This window comes from Neobacillus sp. Fa239, assembly GCF_055395235.1.
In genome coordinates this window covers 2866856-2885081 of the sequence record NZ_AP041611.1, presented here as the reverse complement: position 1 = coordinate 2885081, position 18226 = coordinate 2866856, and the positions used below count along the sequence as shown (strand labels likewise).

The 18226-nt window shown below is 37.4% G+C and carries 20 protein-coding genes; 14 read left to right on the top strand and 6 right to left on the bottom strand.

Annotation, left to right across the window (positions count from 1 at the left end):
• Window positions 1–111 precede the first annotated feature (111 nt).
• Both ACZ5XR_RS13955 and ACZ5XR_RS13950 read right to left on the bottom strand, forming a co-directional pair.
• The gene (locus ACZ5XR_RS13955) at window positions 112–441 is read right to left on the bottom strand and encodes a tRNA-binding protein (RefSeq protein WP_464496871.1); all 330 of its coding nucleotides are present in this window, start codon (window positions 439–441) and stop codon (window positions 112–114) included.
• Between the two features lie 36 nt (window positions 442–477).
• Complete coding sequence (locus ACZ5XR_RS13950) at window positions 478–1398, bottom strand: DMT family transporter (RefSeq protein ID WP_464496870.1); 921 nt, start codon at window positions 1396–1398, stop codon at window positions 478–480.
• A 314-nt stretch (window positions 1399–1712) separates the two neighbouring features.
• Here ACZ5XR_RS13950 and ACZ5XR_RS13945 point away from each other — a divergent pair, with 314 nt between their 5' ends.
• The gene (locus ACZ5XR_RS13945; RefSeq protein ID WP_464496869.1) at window positions 1713–2438 is read left to right on the top strand and encodes an HAD family hydrolase; all 726 of its coding nucleotides are present in this window, start codon (window positions 1713–1715) and stop codon (window positions 2436–2438) included.
• 112 nt (window positions 2439–2550) lie between these two features.
• On the opposite strand, the gene ACZ5XR_RS13940 is transcribed toward ACZ5XR_RS13945, so the two are convergent.
• Window positions 2551–3030 carry a staygreen family protein gene (locus ACZ5XR_RS13940; protein WP_464496867.1) on the bottom strand — a complete coding sequence of 160 codons (480 nt, stop codon included), beginning with the start codon at window positions 3028–3030 and terminating at the stop codon, window positions 2551–2553.
• A 57-nt stretch (window positions 3031–3087) separates the two neighbouring features.
• On the opposite strand from ACZ5XR_RS13940, the gene uvsE reads away from it, so the two are divergent.
• A complete protein-coding gene (gene uvsE, locus ACZ5XR_RS13935) occupies window positions 3088–4053 on the top strand; it encodes a UV DNA damage repair endonuclease UvsE (RefSeq protein WP_464496866.1) in 966 nt (321 codons plus the stop codon).
• 57 nt (window positions 4054–4110) lie between these two features.
• On the opposite strand, the gene ACZ5XR_RS13930 is transcribed toward uvsE, so the two are convergent.
• Both ACZ5XR_RS13930 and ACZ5XR_RS13925 read right to left on the bottom strand, forming a co-directional pair.
• On the bottom strand, window positions 4111–4980 hold the full coding sequence (locus ACZ5XR_RS13930) for a nuclease-related domain-containing protein (protein ID WP_464496865.1): 870 nt from the start codon (window positions 4978–4980) through the stop codon (window positions 4111–4113).
• Window positions 4981–5383: 403 nt separating this feature from the next.
• Window positions 5384–6787 (bottom strand): aminotransferase-like domain-containing protein, encoded by a 1404-nt coding sequence (locus tag ACZ5XR_RS13925; protein WP_464496863.1) that lies wholly within the window; start codon window positions 6785–6787, stop codon window positions 5384–5386.
• A gap of 228 nt (window positions 6788–7015) precedes the next feature.
• On the opposite strand from ACZ5XR_RS13925, the gene azlC reads away from it, so the two are divergent.
• The 3 genes from azlC to ACZ5XR_RS13910 are packed head-to-tail and all read left to right on the top strand — an operon-like array spanning window position 7016 to window position 8563.
• Window positions 7016–7738 (top strand): azaleucine resistance protein AzlC, encoded by a 723-nt coding sequence (gene azlC, locus ACZ5XR_RS13920; RefSeq protein WP_464496862.1) that lies wholly within the window; start codon window positions 7016–7018, stop codon window positions 7736–7738.
• Entirely contained in the window at window positions 7735–8067 is a 333-nt protein-coding gene (locus tag ACZ5XR_RS13915) for a branched-chain amino acid transporter permease (RefSeq protein WP_464496861.1), read from the top strand. The genes azlC and ACZ5XR_RS13915 overlap by 4 nt, the downstream gene beginning before the upstream one ends.
• Before the next feature lie 40 nt (window positions 8068–8107).
• A complete protein-coding gene (locus ACZ5XR_RS13910; protein WP_464496859.1) occupies window positions 8108–8563 on the top strand; it encodes a PaaI family thioesterase in 456 nt (151 codons plus the stop codon).
• 86 nt (window positions 8564–8649) lie between these two features.
• Here ACZ5XR_RS13910 and ACZ5XR_RS13905 read toward each other — a convergent pair whose 3' ends face one another.
• The gene (locus ACZ5XR_RS13905) at window positions 8650–10062 is read right to left on the bottom strand and encodes a glutamate decarboxylase (protein WP_464496858.1); all 1413 of its coding nucleotides are present in this window, start codon (window positions 10060–10062) and stop codon (window positions 8650–8652) included.
• 167 nt (window positions 10063–10229) lie between these two features.
• Here ACZ5XR_RS13905 and ACZ5XR_RS13900 point away from each other — a divergent pair, with 167 nt between their 5' ends.
• The 9 genes from ACZ5XR_RS13900 (at window position 10230) to zwf (ending at window position 18207) form a co-directional block, all read left to right on the top strand.
• The gene (locus ACZ5XR_RS13900; protein WP_464502312.1) at window positions 10230–10985 is read left to right on the top strand and encodes a GTP cyclohydrolase II; all 756 of its coding nucleotides are present in this window, start codon (window positions 10230–10232) and stop codon (window positions 10983–10985) included.
• Complete coding sequence (gene ribD / locus ACZ5XR_RS13895) at window positions 10978–12063, top strand: bifunctional diaminohydroxyphosphoribosylaminopyrimidine deaminase/5-amino-6-(5-phosphoribosylamino)uracil reductase RibD (protein WP_464496857.1); 1086 nt, start codon at window positions 10978–10980, stop codon at window positions 12061–12063. The genes ACZ5XR_RS13900 and ribD overlap by 8 nt, the downstream gene beginning before the upstream one ends.
• Before the next feature lie 11 nt (window positions 12064–12074).
• The gene (locus ACZ5XR_RS13890; RefSeq protein WP_464496855.1) at window positions 12075–12656 is read left to right on the top strand and encodes a 5' nucleotidase, NT5C type; all 582 of its coding nucleotides are present in this window, start codon (window positions 12075–12077) and stop codon (window positions 12654–12656) included.
• Between the two features lie 226 nt (window positions 12657–12882).
• Window positions 12883–13983, top strand: coding sequence for an alkene reductase (locus tag ACZ5XR_RS13885; RefSeq protein ID WP_464496854.1), 1101 nt, complete (start codon window positions 12883–12885; stop codon window positions 13981–13983).
• Window positions 13984–14111: 128 nt separating this feature from the next.
• Window positions 14112–14375 (top strand): ArsR/SmtB family transcription factor, encoded by a 264-nt coding sequence (locus ACZ5XR_RS13880; RefSeq protein WP_464496853.1) that lies wholly within the window; start codon window positions 14112–14114, stop codon window positions 14373–14375.
• A 182-nt stretch (window positions 14376–14557) separates the two neighbouring features.
• Window positions 14558–15766 (top strand): MFS transporter, encoded by a 1209-nt coding sequence (locus ACZ5XR_RS13875; RefSeq protein WP_464496851.1) that lies wholly within the window; start codon window positions 14558–14560, stop codon window positions 15764–15766.
• Between the two features lie 37 nt (window positions 15767–15803).
• Window positions 15804–16118 carry a thioredoxin gene (trxA, locus tag ACZ5XR_RS13870; protein ID WP_464496850.1) on the top strand — a complete coding sequence of 105 codons (315 nt, stop codon included), beginning with the start codon at window positions 15804–15806 and terminating at the stop codon, window positions 16116–16118.
• Between the two features lie 342 nt (window positions 16119–16460).
• The gene (locus tag ACZ5XR_RS13865) at window positions 16461–16589 is read left to right on the top strand and encodes a BA3454 family stress response protein (protein WP_464496849.1); all 129 of its coding nucleotides are present in this window, start codon (window positions 16461–16463) and stop codon (window positions 16587–16589) included.
• Window positions 16590–16698: 109 nt separating this feature from the next.
• Window positions 16699–18207, top strand: a complete 1509-nt coding sequence (zwf, locus tag ACZ5XR_RS13860; RefSeq protein ID WP_464496848.1) for a glucose-6-phosphate dehydrogenase — start codon at window positions 16699–16701, stop codon at window positions 18205–18207.
• The last annotated feature ends 19 nt before the right edge of the window (window positions 18208–18226 follow it).

Here is an 18226-nt window from a genome sequence, read left to right as displayed (position 1 = left end):
TTATATGTGCAAGTAGCCTTGATTCAAGCTATGGTTATTGTATTAACGGGACAGTTTAGAAGAAAATTAAAAAAGAACACAAATGAAATGTATCATTTGTGTTCTTTGAACCTATCCTATTCGGTCGCCTTTTTTTACCCTTTGTTGAGGCTCTATTAATACAACACCTTGTTCTGAATAAGTACCCATCACCAAAACTTCTGATCTAAAATCAGCAACTTTCATTGGAGGGAAATTAACTACTCCTACTACTTGCTTACCAACTAGTTCATCCAAACTATAACAATCCGTTATTTGAGCATTACTTTGTTTAATTCCTATTTCTTCTCCAAAATCAACCCATAATTTATATGCTGGTTTTCTTGCTTTAGGGAATTCTTCTGCTCTAATAATTTCTCCGACACGCATATCTATTTTTTGAAAATCGTCAAAAGTTGCCAACACAATTCCTCCATATTTTGAGTATTCTTTTACCTTTTACATATTGTTGAGATTTGATTGAGTCAGATTATGAATCTGTTCTTCTTGTCTATCTCTTATAACAATTAGTACTCCTAAAAGAATTAAGAAAGAACCAAGCCAAAAGGTAATACTAATAGTTTCCCCTAAAATCAACCAACCTAATAATGTTCCAACAACAGGCTGGAAAAAGAAGAAAACTCCACCACCAGAGGCATTTAGCATTTGTAATCCACGATTCCACAATAGAAATGCAACAGCTGTTGATACTATCCCTAAATATAGCAACCCTCCCCATATAGAAGGGTTTGTTAATTCACTCAGGTTTAATTTAGGTAATCTTTTGATAACAAAAGGAGTTAAAACAACAAAAGCAATTAAAGTAGCATAAGTATTTACCACAATCTGTGAATAATCACTAGGCAAGCATTTAATAAGAACGGACATTAATGCCCATGTTAATGCAGCAATAATAAGCGAGATGCCTCCTAGCATACTAGACATGTTAATATCATCAATTCCAACGATGATAATGACCCCAATAGTAGCTAAGCTGACAGAAATAGCCTTCTTAAAAGTTAATCGTTCTTTAAGAATTAAACTAGCAAACACAACCATAAATGCAGGTGTTGTAGCAGTGATAATAGCTCCCATTTGGGCACTAGAAAGCATGGTACCTGTTTCTTGAGTAACAATGGAAATGACATATCCTACAATCGAAATTACAGTTATTAACCCTATATGTTTCTTTTTAATCTTCCATTTTTGTTTAGTAACCAATCCAATGATTACTAACGCAACCAGTGCGATAAGATAACGCATCCATACAAGTTCTAATGGTGGTATGACTGCCACAACTACTTTTACGACAACATACGTACCTCCCCAAATACTTGATGCTATTATTAACAATAAAGAACCGATTATTGTATTTTTCATATTTGTACCCTCCGTATTTTTTCCTTGTTATGCCCTAACGGAGAGAAATACTATTCTTTAATTATTCTCTCCGTTAAGACTGGGAGAGTATTGTTGGTACATCGTTTTCAAATAATGGAGTCCAAAACATATTTTCACCTCATAACAAATCTTCGTATTTTCATATTTTAACAAATAATCATCTCGTTGAACAATGTAAAGTGAATGAGAATATAACTGCTGTTTTTTACACTGTGCATAGCTTGGCGTTTAGATACTATAAGGTTTGTGTATAATACCTTATATTCTAAATTCTTAAATGGTAGGTTTTTTTAATGGAAAGCAATCAAAATCAAGAAAACATTTTAAAGGATATAAAAACTGTAGTATTTGATATCGTTGGAACGCTTCTCGACAGTACTGGTACCATTAAACGGGATACTCAAGAGGTATTGAGTAATTATGGGATTGATGAAAAAACGTCTCAAAAAATAGCTGCTGAGTGGATGGAGGGACAGAATTCTTTCATACAAGCTATTAACAATGGAACACAACCTTGGGTGATTGAAGATGATATTCGCCGATATCAGCTTGCGTCCATTCTTGAGAAGCGAGAGATTGTTCTCAATCATGTTGATTTTGAATATCTAGCTACTGTAGGGAGGCGCTTTGTCCCATGGCCAGAAGCATCCCGACAACTCCATGATCTGAGCTCTTTCATTACAACGACGGGACTCACTAATTCAGGTTTTATTCAAATCATTGAAGCATGTACTCGCGGTGAATTACGTTGGCATGCATTATTTTCAAGTCAGTTCGCTCACACTTACAAGCCACATCCGGTTGCCTATAAGGTCGCTATTGAAGGACTCGAAATTGACCCATCAAAAGCACTTTATATTTCTACACATCCCTGGGATTTACGTGCTGCATTTTCTCATGGATTCCGTACTGCCTATCTACCACGTGAATACGCTCAAAAACCAAACCCAAAAGATAATTTTGATTTAAACCTTGAATCACTAGACGATTTAACGAATATGCTGCGGGTAGTAAAATAACATCAATTTCTACATTTTGTTCCACTTTCATATGGTTTAAATTCACCAACAGTAGATTTGTGCCTCACCCAATTACTTACTATGAAACTGTTATTTGGTCTGAATCTATTACTTATTTAAAGTCTTGTGAAAAGATGGAATCTAAATATTGTCGTGGGGTACCATAGTAAAGAACTTGATTAGTTTGTGGAAAGATTGATTCGAAATAAATAAAGATGGGGGAATCCAGCAGTCGTGGATAAAAGCCGAAAAATCTGCGATCACCGTAAAATATGGCAGTTAAGGCAAGCTTCATTTCTCTTTGAAAAATCATAAAGCGTTGAATAGAGGAGCGTTCATCGAATTCTCCTCCACTTACATAGACTTTGCCTTGAACTATACACTTCCCATTTTGAGAGGTCCATTTTGCTAAAACCTCATCTCGGATTTTTAGGTTTATAGCAGGAATGTCATAATGATTACCAATGCTTAAAAATAATTCCCCAGTAACATCAGAATGTGTCAAAGTATATTTTCGACCATCCGCAGGCATCCATTCAGTTGTAGATGGAAAAAACCTAGTACTTAATTTCGATGCATTAAATTTGCTCATTCTGGCCACTACTTTCATAAATAAATTATTAATTACTGTATTATGTGGGGTGTGAAAATGACGATTGTCCGTCTCGGTTATGTTGCAATGAGCATGGAATTAAAAAACGCTTCTCCCTCACAAACCATGACATTTACACAATTCCAGAAAATTGGTGATAGGGAAGCTGCTATTCGAAAATTGGAGCGGATTTCGCTATCGAACTTAGAACATACGCTACGAATTTTAAAGCATAATGCAGCATCCGATATCCATTTTTATCGTTTATCTTCTCGTCTCATCCCTCTTGCCAACCATGAAGAACTTTCTGATTGGAATTATCTGAAACCACTGAATAAACTGCTGCGCGAGATTGGTGATTTTGCCAATGATCACGAAATAAGAATTGATTTTCATGCGGATCATTTTGTTCTCATTAATTCCATGAAGAAAGAGATTTTAATAAATTCCATCCAAACGTTGAAGATGCATTATTTATTAATAAAAGGGATGGGAATTGACCCTACTCACCGTTGTGTCATGCATGTGGGAGGTAATTATAAGGAGACAGATGAATCGCTTGAACGTTTTATAGAAAATTGGATGGTCGTCCCGAGATCGATTCAAAAAATGATGATGCTTGAAAATGATGATACTTCCTTTACGCTAGAGGATACTCTTTACTTATGTGAAAAACTCGATATTCCTCTTGTATTCGATTATCATCATCACCTTGCTCACCATCGAAATGCTGATTGGGAAGTTCATTGGAACCGAGTCATCCAAACGTGGAAGCATTCTCCACTTCCTGTGAAAATGCATATTTCCAGTCCAAAAAGCCAACAGGCATTTCGCCATCATGCTGATTTTGTTGATGTGAAAATGTTTTTTCAGTTTCTAAATGTAATTAAAGGCAGCGTTAAGCAAATTGACTGCATGATTGAGGCAAAAAGAAAAGATGAAGCCCTTATTCATTTAATGGACGAGATTAAAACGAGGGATGATGTGGAAATGATTGATGGCTCTTCTTTTCATTTAAAATAAAATCCGTGGGGACTGTTCTGATGGCATACAAGTCCAGCAAAACCGTCCCCATGGTACTTAAATATAATTAGCGTTTTCGATAAGATGCTTAATATTTTGAAGCTGAAAAGCTCCATATATTCTATTTTTGGAAGTAAGCTCATTGATAAAAAACTGTTGTAACTGCTCTTTATTCGTCAGCCGTTTTACGATGCTGTTTTCCGACCAATCGTGAACCACTTTTTCATCATCATTAAAGAATAGCAGGGTGTTTATCCATGTTTGGATATCTTGACTTTGTAAATAATCTGATAGGATGACGGCAGTCTCTTGAACTTGCCTGATTGGGTTTTCATAAGTATTGACTATTAATGCTCCCGACTCATCTTTATCGAATATCAGCGTTTCGTCTTTTTCAATGTCTACTAAATCTGCTAAAAAAGAAAACTTGTGGCTGCCTATTCCTGTTAATCCGAGTACTATGTGACCTCTCCATGGTTTAGTTTCTATCACATATATTCCAGTTGATAAAAGGACAAGGTGATCAATCTGTCGAGTATTCCCGTTTATCTCGGGAATTAAAATGTTCGGAATAATAATCATTTCATCTGGTGGAATGATTCTTTTTCGAATTAAATCTGATTTGAAATTTTCTAGTATTTGATGGGTTATGATTTCCTCTTGGTTTCGATAATTCTTCCGAATATCTTCATTTTCAATCATCAGTTTTTCTATTTCACTTTGGTATGATTCGGTCAAAAACATAACCTTCTCATCGAATCTAGTTGCTGCTGTTTCCATAGAAGCTTTTTGGATTTCTTTCAGCGCTTCAAACTCTTGGTAATGGTCGATTCTCATTTCTTTTTGTTTCATCTTTTCCTTTTTTACAGCATAAGCTAACCAAGCGACAGACGCAGCAAGTAAAATGGAAATAATTAACCAGATCATTTGTTTTCTCCTTGTCTACAGATCATATTTCATTGCCTTTTATTAACATTTTAAAACAGATTATTGTTTATTTCATTATCAATAATCGACACTGCCATTCAAAATCTTCTATTCTTTATTTTTAAGAGAATGAAAGTGGAAAGTAAATCCTACTATTTTCCTTTATTCGAAATCTATGGGGAGGGATGGGTGGAGCTGGGATAGAGCTCGGTTCGGGGGATATAAGCGGAGACTTTCCGGTTAAATTCAGAATGGAGCTCGTATCGGGGTAAATAGCGGGAGGATTTCCGGTTATGCAAAGAAAAATCCCCCAATTTCGTGTTTTTCAAGTCAATAGACGGAATCTCTCCGTCTAATTTCGCTATATTCAGTGCTATTTTCAAAATAAGAGAATTTTCTCCGCTTAATTATCAAACCACTCGTTCAGATACTGTTTTAATATTTTTAATCCCAATTTTAACTCGTCTAATGACTTTGTAGAAGCTAGTGCAATACGCAAATACTTTTCAGGGGTAGTCGGCCCGCTTAAAAAACGATCAGAATGAAAAACTCGTATACCATGTTTGTTCAAATCCATTTCCAACCGTAACCCATCGTGTTGCCCCTGGATGGGGAGCCAACGATAAAAACTTAAAGGATGGCAGGTATTCTGTGGTAAAGGAAAATACTCTGAATAAATTTCATTTGCTGACAGGGCAAGCTGCTTCTTTTGAGAAACAATTTCATGTGCCTTACCTGATAAGATCAGCTCTGTAATGACTTCCGCATCCAGAGAAGAAGTTTTTACATTGATGTTAAAAATAGCCTGCAAAATTTTTTCACGAAATGCATCTCCAAAGACCATATAGGCAACTCTTAATCCTGAGCATATTGACTTTGAGGTGCCACAAATATAGACGCTCTGTTCTGGAAGCAAATGGAACATCGGCTGCTGGTAATCTTCGACAATACCGGCCGTTAGAAATGCATGAATATCATCCTCAATCAAAATTAAACGATGCTTAATGATGACCGAGGCTACTTCGCGCTTTCGAAAATCTGGCATCATAACGGTAGTCGGATTGCAGCAAGAGGGCATGAGGAAAATACCGTGAATATTGATTTGGCTGCACTGCTTATCCAGTTCTTCTTGAGACATCCCAAACTGGTCTCCGGGAATGGGGACTAATTGAATATGGTACATTTTTGCCAGCTCGATAAAGTTTGAATAGGTGTATAAATCGGTTGCCATTCGATTTCCAGGCTCAAACAAAGCTGACAGGGCAAGAGCTAACGCATTTTGGGCACCGGAAGCAATCGCTATGTGCTCTTGGTCAGTATGAATACCGAAAGATTCCATCCAGTTTAGGGCTGCCGCTTTTTGATGTGGGATACCAGTGGGATCGTGGTAATTCAGCAACTGCTCCAAATAGCTTTTGTTCACAACCTTTTGAAATACTTCTTTTACCATTCCATTGGTCTGCTCAAACGATGCCGCGAATCCAAGGTCAATGAGGTTTGCCGTTTTATCCGTGGAAATCGTTACGGAACGAGCGGCATTAGGGGCTACAAAGGTCCCGCTTCCGGTGACGGCATAAATCAATCCCTTTACCTCGCATATTTTGTATGCGCGGGTAATCGTGGTGAAATTTAAGTCAAGGAAATCGGCCAATTCTCGTTGTGGAGGCAGCTTTGTCCCAGGTGCTATAAAGCCTTTCATAATATCCTGTTCAAGTAAGGAGGCAAGAGATTTAAATTTAGGACGCTTTAATGCATTTTTATCAGGTTTCCAAGACATTGGAAAATTTTCAAATGAATTTACTGGCATACTGCACCTCATACATCATATTCCATACAATCATATCATTTATTGTATGGAATTAAAAAAAGTAGATTGATTTGCAAAGGTAGATTTATAAAATTACCTATTCGTAACCCCTGTTTTAAAAAAATGGGGGTATTTTTTTATTTATAGAAAATTGTAATCCATACAATTATCTTGTTTTTTGTATGGATTCTGTATGTTAAATTTAAATAAATTTAGTCAAATCAGGATGTGATTCATTTGAAAAAAGAAGATAAAAAATGGATTGCTTTTCGAGCGGCTTTTCCGTATACAGTCCCCATTTTTGCCGGATTTTTATTCTTGGGAATCGCATATGGAATCTTTATGAATTCATTGGGCTTCCGTGCGATTTACCCTATGATGATGAGCCTCACGATATTTGCAGGATCAATGGAGTTTGTTGCAGCCCATTTATTGCTTGCCTCGTTCAATCCGATCAACGCCCTTTTCCTAACATTAATGGTAAATGCACGGCATTTATTTTACGGCATTTCCATGCTGGAGAAGTATAGGGGAGTAGGGAAGAAGAAGCTCTACATGATTTATGGGCTGTGCGATGAATCCTTTTCAATCAATTGTACGGTTGCTGTTCCGAAGGATGTTGATAAGGGCTGGTTTATGTTCTTTGTTACCATGCTTAATCATACCTATTGGGTTTTAGGAGCAACGATTGGCGGAATTTTTGGTTCTCTTTTAAAATTCAATACAGAGGGGCTCGATTTTGTCATGACGGCACTCTTTGTAGTAATTTTCATTGAACAGTGGATGAAAGAGAAAAAGCACCATAGTGCTCTCACCGGTCTTGGGCTTTCTACTGTTAGTCTCATTATTTTTGGGGGAAACCATTTTATTCTCCCAGCCATGTTTGCAATCATTGGCTTACTCACCATCCTTAGAAAGCCATTGGAGAGGGTGGAGGTTAACGCGATATGACCATGAATGTAACGCAGCAGATTATTATGATTGCGATGGTTGTTTTAGGTACAATGTTTACAAGGTTTCTACCATTTATTGTTTTTCCATCAGGTAAACCTACACCGGATTATATTCAGTATCTCGGTAAAGTTCTGCCATCAGCAGTAATTGGGCTTTTGGTCATTTATTGTTTTAAGGATGTGAGTTTCCTTACTGGAAGTCATGGTGTCCCTGAAATGATAGGGGTTGGGGTCGTTGCCATGCTTCATTTTTGGAAGAGGAAGATGCTTCTCTCAATAGCAGGGGGAACAATTGTCTACATGATATTGGTTCAAATCGTTTTTTAATCACATCGTAAACATTCAATACATCAAAGGGGTAGGTATAATGAAGAAGAAAATTGATGAGTATCAGATCTATGAAAAACATCACGAACAAATTTATCAACAAGTAAAGAATGACCCGTATGCTCAGTCGTTAGGGATTCAATTAACAAAATTTGAAGCGGGTTTCGCAGAAGCCATGCTAGAAGTGCAAAACCATATGGTTAATACATTTGGTACGGTTCACGGAGCAATTATTTATGCATTAGCCGATCATGCTTTTTCGGTAGCTTGTAATGCATACGGGAAAACCTCGGTAGGACTCTCGACAACCATTCAGTTTATCGAAGCGGCTAAACCGGGAGACAGAATAGTGGCACGTGCAACCGAAGTAAGACGAAACTTTCGTACGGGATTCTATCGAATCGACATATACCATGGGGAAAATCTGATTGCAACCATGGATGCCGTGTCTTATCGTAAGGATCAGTATTTTATAGAGCTGGATGAAAAACACTAAGGAAAAACGAATCACTCATGTTGGTAAGCTCTAAAAGTAATCCATTAAGGCTACTTTTAGAGCTTTTTTTCTTGAAAGCCTTGAGATTAATGGTGAAATCCATTGTCTTTCTTTGTGTCATGTGGGATTGGCCCATCCAAGGAATCCAGATAGGAGACAGCCTGTTTGAAGTTCATCAAGAACAAGTGAGCCAGGTCCATGGAAAATCCATTTCGAACTACAATACGCATAATCGTTACTTCTTCCATGTCAGGGGGTAAAGGATAGGCAGGCACCTGCCATCCGAATGTGCGCAATTGTCGAGACAAGTCATAGAGATTCCAATTTGTTGTGTATCCATCTTTCATTCGCCATGCAAATACCGGAATATCCGAGCCGTCTGAAAAAAGTTCAAAAGGTCCCATCTCAGAAATTTCATTGCTGAGGAAATGCGCCACTTCTTGAGAAGCTTTTTGCACCTCATAATATCCTTCTTTCCCTAAACGCAGAAAGTTATAGTATTGCATAAGGACTTGTGCGCCGGGGCGTGAGAAATTAAGGGCAATCGTCGGCATGTTCCCGCCTAAATAGGATACCCGAAAGATGAGTTCCTCCGGAAGATCTTTCGCTTCACGCCAAATGATCCAGCCTAGTCCCGGGTAAACCAATCCATATTTATGTCCGGAAACATTGATGGATTTCACCCTTGGCAGCCGGAAATCCCAGACTAAGTCTGGTTGAAGGAAAGGGGCGATAAATCCTCCTGAAGCAGCATCTACATGAATCGGAATATCGAGACCCGTTCTGGTCTGTAGGTCGTCCAAGGCTTTCGAAATGGCCTCAATCGGTTCATAAAGACCTTTATAGGTCTCCCCAAGAATCGGCACCACACCGATTGTATTCTCGTCTACGGCTGCGAGTACACCCTCGGGATCTAGGTAAGGATGATCTGGGGTAATTTTCACATATCGGGGTTCAACTTCCCAATAGTTCGCGAATTTTTCCCAAACGACCTGAACGGCGGAACTAAATACGATATTTGGCCGGTCAATCGGCTTCCCTTGGCTCTTTCGCGCGGTTTGCCAGCGCCGCTTTAATGCAAGACCTCCGAGCATACATGCTTCCGAAGATCCCGTTGTTGATACACCTATGGTATTATAAGGATCAGGTGAATTCCAAAGATCAGCCATTATCCGAACACAGCGTTCCTCTATCGCCGCCGTTTGCGGATATTCGTCCTTATCAATCATGTTCTTGTCGACGGATTCGGCATATAAACGCTCTGCAGATGGCTCCATCCAGGTGGTAACGAAAGTGGCAAGGTTGAGACGGGCATTGCCATCCAGTGCGATTTCATCATGGACAATTTGATACGCGGTCTCAGGTAACATGCCTTGATCACGCATACGAAAACGCGGAACGGTTTGTTCTCCTTTTCGAGCGAAGAGGGGATTTACAGAAAATTCGTCAGGCAACATCTTTTGCTCGATTTGCGTACGGCGCGGATGCCAATGTGGCATATACTTTCCACTCCTTCACGGGTATTAGTCTACTTATATTGTTTTGTCAATAAATGCCGTAAAATATTCATTATGGATATGTCCATGGATGAAAGATTAATTGTGTGAAGAAACTTTGTTTCAATCAGCTAGCTTTGAAACAAAATAACAAAAAAGGAGGACTAATGATGAAACAAACCAAATTGGACTCTAAAGTTCTTACCGTGTTAGAAGATAAAATTCAATTGATTAAAACAGAAAAAGGGGCCATCTATTTAGTTGGACCGATTAGACTCCCTGTTAATTTGTATGGGGAAACCGTTGTATTTAAATGGTATTGCTGGTTAAATTGTAACGAAGTAACCGAAGACTTTGAACGGATCATTGATAAATTGTCGTCTGTTAATTTAGCTGAATTTCAACAATCAAGCGTGTTAACCTATGGGGATTTTGAATATGCCGACGATGCAATCATTAGAATGCATTCCATTTGTCATACCGGCGATATTTTTGGCAGCAAACGATGTGATTGTGGTTATCAATTAAAAAAATCTATGAAAATGATTGTTGAACATGGAAATGGAGCTTTATTTTATTTAGCCAACCACGAAGGACGTGGTATTGGGTTATTTAGTAAAGCGATGGCTTATATTCTTCAAGAAAATGAATACGATACTGTGGAAGCGAATCAAGCATTAGGTTTTGTCGATGACACAAGAAACTATAGTGATGCGATTCAAGTGCTTAAAGCATTAAGGTCAAAGCCCGTTACCTTAATCACCAATAATCCTAAAAAATTGGATGCACTTAAGAACTCTGGCTTGCCTGTTTCGGGCAGGGAGCCTTTATGGGGAGATATATCCGAATACAACGAAAAGTATTTAGAGACAAAAATCAATCGTTCTGGTCATATAAGAGATGAGGGGACTTGCCCTAATGACTAATCATGAATTCTATATGGATTTGGCTTTACATAATGCAAAAGCGATGAAAGGGCAGACAGATCCCAATCCATTGGTTGGGTCTGTCATTGTGAATGATAACCGAGTGGTTGGGATGGGGGCACACTTAAAAGCAGGGGAGCCCCATGCCGAGATTCACGCTCTTCGGATGGCAGGTGAAAAGGCAAGAGGCGGAACCATCTATGTGACCTTAGAACCTTGTTCCCATTATGGGAGGACGGGGCCTTGTGCTGTCGCCATTGTCGAAGCGGGTATTAAGAAAGTGGTTATTGCAACGCTTGATCCAAACCCTGTTGTTTCAGGTAATGGAGTGAAAATATTAAAGGATGCTGGAATTGAAGTTGTGATTGGTGTCCGTCAAGAAGAATCCCAAAAAATGAATGAAGTGTTTAACAAATTTATTGTAGAGAAAAAGCCTTTTGTAACACTAAAATCAGGAACTTCCCTGGACGGTAAAATTGCCACACACTCCTCTGACAGTAAATGGATCACATCAGAAGACGCCAGACTAGATGTCCACCATCTAAGAAATGAAAATATGGCCATTTTAGTGGGAGTTAATACGGTATTGAAAGATAATCCTGAATTAACCACGCGCATTCCTAATGGACGGAATCCGATCCGTGTTATTATGGATTCCACTTTAAAAATACCTTTAGATTCAAAGGTTGTTCAGGATAAAAAAGCTGATACATGGATCTTCACGACCATGAACTATGACAGGGAAAAGTGGAAGCAATTAATATCTTTGGGAATAAAGATTTTCCCTATCGAAGGATATGTGGATCCTAAAGAAGTTGTAAAAATATTGGGTGAAAATCTTGTCTCTTCTTTATTAATTGAAGGAGGAGGTTCGATTAACGCCTCATTTCTTGAAAATAAATTAATTGATAAGGTTATTCTTTATTTTGCTCCTAAATTAGTTGGAGGCAGACTTGCGCCCACTTTCCTTGAGGGGGAAGGCATAGACAAAATGCGAGATGCGGTCGAGCTAAAGGACACTTCCATTATTAAAATAGGGAAGGATTTTAAATTTGTTGGGTACCCAATTTATAAATGAGGGATAAATGGATGAAATTCGGTTTTGATATTGACGATACGTTAATAAATCTTAGGGAACATGCTTTTAATTTATACAATCAAAAGTTGAAACAAAATGTACCGCTTGATGTGTTCCACGGCTTAAACAGAGTTGAAATACACGAATCATTTGGTCTAACGGACGAACAAGGGAAAGAAATGTGGAATCGGTCGTTAGAAGAGGTCTATTATAGCAATTGTCCACCTTTTCCGAATGCGGTTGAAACCCTACAGGAACTAGAAAAACAAGGTCATGAAATTTACTATATCACGTCAAGACCGAAAGAACATGGAGAACGTACGAAGGAATGGTTAAAAGAAAGAGGTTTTCCTGTTCAAGATGAGCGATTTTTTTATGGGATGCAAGACAGCGAAAAAGTAAACATCATAAAAGAATTAAAACTTGATTATTACTTTGATGATAAACCTGAAGTTTTAAATACACTTTTGAATGAGTCGTTAAAGGTGTATATAAAGGATCAATCGTATAATCGGCATTTGGAATTACCCAGAATAGTAGACTGGACTGAACTTAATGAAATCATACATCCTAATAAAAAGGTGTTTTCGTGACACTTTTTTAAAAATTAAGAATACAGCCTTTGAATTAAAAAAATGAGAAAGTCCTCTTGACAGAATATCTCTTATTAAATACAATATTTCTAGAAATACTGAAATAAGTGAGAAATCCTTGCACAATACTATTCCGCTTTACCTTATATGTTAAAGCGGAATCATTTTCATTTTAATTTCAGTATTTACAGAAATATAGAATAAGTAAATGAACGGAGGAGAAAATATGGGTACAATTATCAAAGAAACAAATACTTGGGGAAATTTAACAAATGGTTTAGAAAGTAAATTGTTTGAACCGATAAAAATCGGAGCTTGGAATTTACGATCTCGTATCGCAATGGCACCGTTAACCAGATCCTTTGCAGATGATCAAACGGGCGTCGTAGGGGTGGATATTATTGAATATTACCGAAAACGTGCGGCCGATGGAGTTGGATTAATCATTTCAGAAGGAACAGTCATTAGTCCTCGTGGAAAAGGCAATCCAGGAGTTCCAGGCATTTATTCAGACGAACAAATTCAGGGATGGAAAAACGTAACTGATGCTGTGCATAAAGAGGGAGGAACAATGATCGCTCAAATTTGGCATGTTGGTCGTTTAACTCATCATGAGCTTGCTGGAAATCTGCCTCCTCAAGCACCATCAGCGATTCCAGCTGAAGGCCTTGTCTCTCGTTTCCGTAAGCCATATGATGTTCCGGAAGAAATGACCATTGAAGATATTAAGGAAGTAATCAATCAATATGCGCAAGCTGCGAAAAATGCAATAGCCGCAGGTTTTGACGGTGTGGAAATTCACGGTGCTCATGGATACCTGATTGACCAATTTAATTCAGATATAACCAATCATCGTACAGACGAATATGGTGGTGACCTTGCTCAAAGGTTAACATTCATGAAGGAAGTTATTAAAGCCGTTATCGACGCAATCGGTACAGAACGAACAATGATCCGATTCTCTGCTTTTAAAGGAGATATACCAAATTACATGTGGGATGATCCAGAAATGGCCATTCGCACTTTCGTTGAGGCATTTAAGGAAGCGGGTGCAACCATGATTCACCCATCGACTATGCAATTTGATCGAGTGCTTGCAGATGGAAAAACGATGCATCAATTAGTCAGAAAATACTGGGATGGTGTCATTATTGGGGTAGGTGATTTAAATCCAGAAATGGCAAATCATGCGATTGAAGAAGGAACAATTGATGTCGCGGCTTTCGGACGTCCATTCATTGCTAATCCTGATTTTATTCATCGTTTAAAAAGTGGTGAAGAACTGGAAGAATATGATGTTAAAAAGCATCTTTATACATTAATTTAAGAATAGAAAAAGCCTAAGGAAATCCTTTACATGGGATAAATTCAGTCTAGTCTTGACAGAATACTCCTAATTAAATATAATATTTCCAGAAATACTGAAATAACAATTGCTGAATGGAGGTTTTAGTGGTGAATGATGAAATTGCAGTAAAAGTCTATAAGGCACTAGGTGAATCGACTCGTTTACAAATTGTAAAATTACTTGCTCAACAATCAGAGTTAGCTTGCCTGGAAATGACAAATCAATTAAAAGTCCCTAATAATTCAACATTGACGCATCATTTAAAACCATTACTCGATTGCGGATTATTAGCAGTTCGCAGAGAGGGAACCTTCAGATATTACAGTTTACAACGAGAAGTTTTAGCAAAATACGCTCCCGCTTTACTTTAAAGTAAAAGCGGAATAATTTTAGTCTATATTTCAGTATTTATAGAAATATGGAAAAAGCAAAATACATTAATATAAAGCACTAGAATAGCATGAAGCTTATATAGCTTCTTCTATTTTGAACATTATTTCAGTGTTTATAGAAATATAGAAATTTAAAAATGATATGGAGGAGGAATTTTCACTTGTCAAATACAGCAAAGATTTATATTTTAGCACTGATAAGTTTTTTAGTCGGTACTTCACAACCCATTATCTCAGGTATTTTGGATAAAATGTCAGAGGCTCTAGGAGTGTCAATTGGAGCGGCTGGTCAATTAATTACGGTCTTTTCATTAGCCTATGCCATCGGTACACCTATATTACTGGTATTAACGGCTAAAATGGAAAGACGTAAATTACTGATCTATGCGTTATTTGTTTTTATAGTAGGAAATTTACTTTCAGTAATTGTTCCAGGGTATGGATTATTTATAATTGCCCGAATTATTATGGCATTAAGTACAGGTGTAGCAGTCGTGACAATTTTAAAGATCGCAGCAAAGATTTCACCTGCAAATAAAAAGGCCAGTTCAATTGCAACAGTTGTTATGGGATTTACCGCATCATTAATCATTGGCGTTCCTATTGGACGTTTTATTACATCTACGTATGGCTGGAAATTTGTATTTATCGGTACCGCTATATTAGCTTTACTTGTCATTTTTATTGTTTTAAATACAATACCAAAAATGAATGGTGATGCTTCAATCCCTTTAACGAGACAAATTGCTATGTTCAAGAAACCAAAAATAGCTTTAGCATTATCAATCACCTTCTTTTTAATGACAGGGTACGGAATTCTTTTTACTTATTTATCTCCATTCCTTGTAAAAAATGTAGGTATGAGTGATTCTCTTGTAAGCATTACTTTACTTGTTCTTGGAGTTGCAAGCTTATTTGGTTCTAAACTAGGTGGATTAAGTGCAGATAAGAGAGGCGTCATTTTTACATTAAAAATAGGGTTCCTTATAAACCTAACATCTTTAGTCGTGCTTTCATTCCTATCACATTCCATTATTGCTGTATTTGTTATCTTGACCGTCTGGTCATTTGCAGGCTGGTCATCAGGGGCAACTCAGCAATATAATTTAGCAACACTATCACCCGAATCCTCAGATGTGTTGCTAGGTCTAAACCAATCAATGATGCAATTTGGCTTTGCGGCTGGTGCAGGTTTTGGTGGAATCATTGTGGGGCAACTATCATTGTCTTCCATTACATGGTTCAGTGCGTTAAGTATTGTGTTTGCAAGTATTATTACATTTGGATTATCACGTTTCTTAAATAATAAAAAGGTAGTCAACCAAGATTTTGCGGCACAAAAGCAAGCTTGGACAAAATTGGAGTCTTAAAAGTGTTTATAAATTAATTATATTGGAGGGTTTCATAATGGCTATTTTACACGTTACAGATCAATCATTTACATCTGAAATTAAAGAAGGATTAGTGTTAGCAGATTTTTGGGCTCCTTGGTGCGGTCCTTGTAAAATGATTGCACCTATGTTGGAGGAAATCGATAGTGAAATGGGAGAGCAAGTTAAAATTATCAAGCTTAATGTAGATGAAAACCCGGAAACTACAAGAGAGTTTGGTGTTATGAGCATTCCAACATTGATTCTTTTCAAAGACGGAGAAGCTGTAGACCAAATGGTTGGATTTCAACCAAGATCCGTTTTAACTGAATTGATTTCAAAGCATGCGTAAACAGCTTTAAGGGTCCTGCTAATATTTTACATATAAATGTTGGCAGGACCCATTGAATTTCACTAAAATTCATAAAAGTGGCATGGCCGTCTATGTAACGGTCATTTTTTGTTGTTGAACGGGGCAGTGGCAAATAACAGCAAAACGATTTATCTATCCTTGTTCATACTATTTCCCCTTTCAAGTCAAATATCTTTAATCCGAGATATTTGACTTGACGACGATAAAATCAGGGAGTATTATGGGTTACGTAAAGTAACTCAAGTTATCTTTAGTAACCTAGTGATGAAAAGTTTTGTTATTTATTTTTTCTACATTAAAAAATTAAAAGGAGTGAAACATATGGTTGAAGTGACTGTGACTCTTAATTACAAAGGTAAAAATTATCGAACAAATGTAATTGTCAAAAAGAGTACACCTGAACAACAAATTTTGCGTATTGCCGAGGAACAAATTAAGAAACAATGGTGAAATTATAGGTTCTTTTTAAATGTCTTAATTTTGCTATTACATTAACTCAACCGTTTCTAAAAATTCTAAATAGAGTTATCTTCGTTTTCATTTAAAGGAGGGCTAGAAATTGGAATCAATGACATTTGTTTTGTTTGGAGCAACTGGGGATTTAGCTAAAAGAAAAATATTCCCTGCTTTATACAACTTATTTTTAGATCAAAAATTGCCCCAACCCATATCCATTATCGGACTCGGAAGAGGGGAACTATCTCAAATTGATTTTCAAGAAAAAGTAAAAGAATCGATATTAACCTTTTCACGCCGGTTAGAACATGATGCAACAGAAATGGGAGGGTTTTTAGACGCATTTCGCTATAGTCGGTTAGATGTTAACAATACAGAAGATTATCAAAAATTATTGAAATTGGTTGAACAAAGAGAAGAGGAACTGCGGATTAAGGAAAATCGAATGTTTTATCTTTCCGTTGCTCCAGAATTTTTTGACATTATTGCATTAAACATCAAAGATAGTGGTCTTGGGCAGACAAAGGGATGGAAACGATTGATGATCGAAAAACCATTTGGTCATGATCTGCAATCGGCGCGTGAACTAAATGAAAAACTAAGCTGTGCATTTGATGAAGAGGAAATTTATCGAATAGACCATTACTTGGGCAAGCCAATGGTACAAAACCTTGAAGCTCTAGAATTTGCGAACCCTGTACTGCAGTCAATCTGGAATAAAGAACATATCGCCAATGTTCAAATTACGGCGAGTGAAACAGTTGGGGTCGAGAAAAGAGCTGGATACTATGATCATGCAGGGGCTATCCGTGATATGGTACAAAACCATATGTTGCAAATGTTAATGATGACAGCTATGCATCTGCCTCGAAAGATTAACGCATGTGAAATTCGAAATGAGAAGCGGAAGGTTATGGAAGCTCTTCGTCCAGTAAAAAAAGAAGATGTAAAAACCGATATTGTTCGTGGTCAGTACATTTCGGGAGAGATTGATGGTCAATCACTTGCCAGTTATAAAGATGAGCCTGGGGTAAATCCTTCTTCACAAACAGATACATTTGTGGCTGCACGTTTATGGATTGATAATCCGTTTTGGACAGGTGTTCCATTCTATATTCGGACCGGAAAAAGAATGAAGGAAAAATCCACTCGTATTGTCATTGAATTTAAAAATACCTTAAAACTGCAATATAAAAACACTGAGCATAAGGTAGAGCCTAATTTATTAATCATTGAAATTAGCCCAGATGAAAATGTCTCCTTACAATTAAACAGCAAAAACCCGTTGAAAAACGGGGAAATCGAACCGGTAAGGATTAATTTTTCTTGTGAAAATTCAGGATTAAGAGTGCCTGAGGCATATGAAGGGCTAATTTATGATGCTTTAATTGGAGAATCTACATTCTTTGCACATTGGAAAGAGGTTGAATTGTCATGGGAATGGGTACAGCCTATTCTTAATGCATTTGAAGAAAATCTATTGCCTCTTCATGAATATCGTTCTGGTTCCAATGGTCCAGAAGCAGCAGACTTATTATTATCTGAAAATGGATTCAAATGGTGGCTTGATAAAGAAATTCATGAAAGTAAAGAGAAGACACTTCAGAAATAAGGGTTTTCCAGGAGGAATA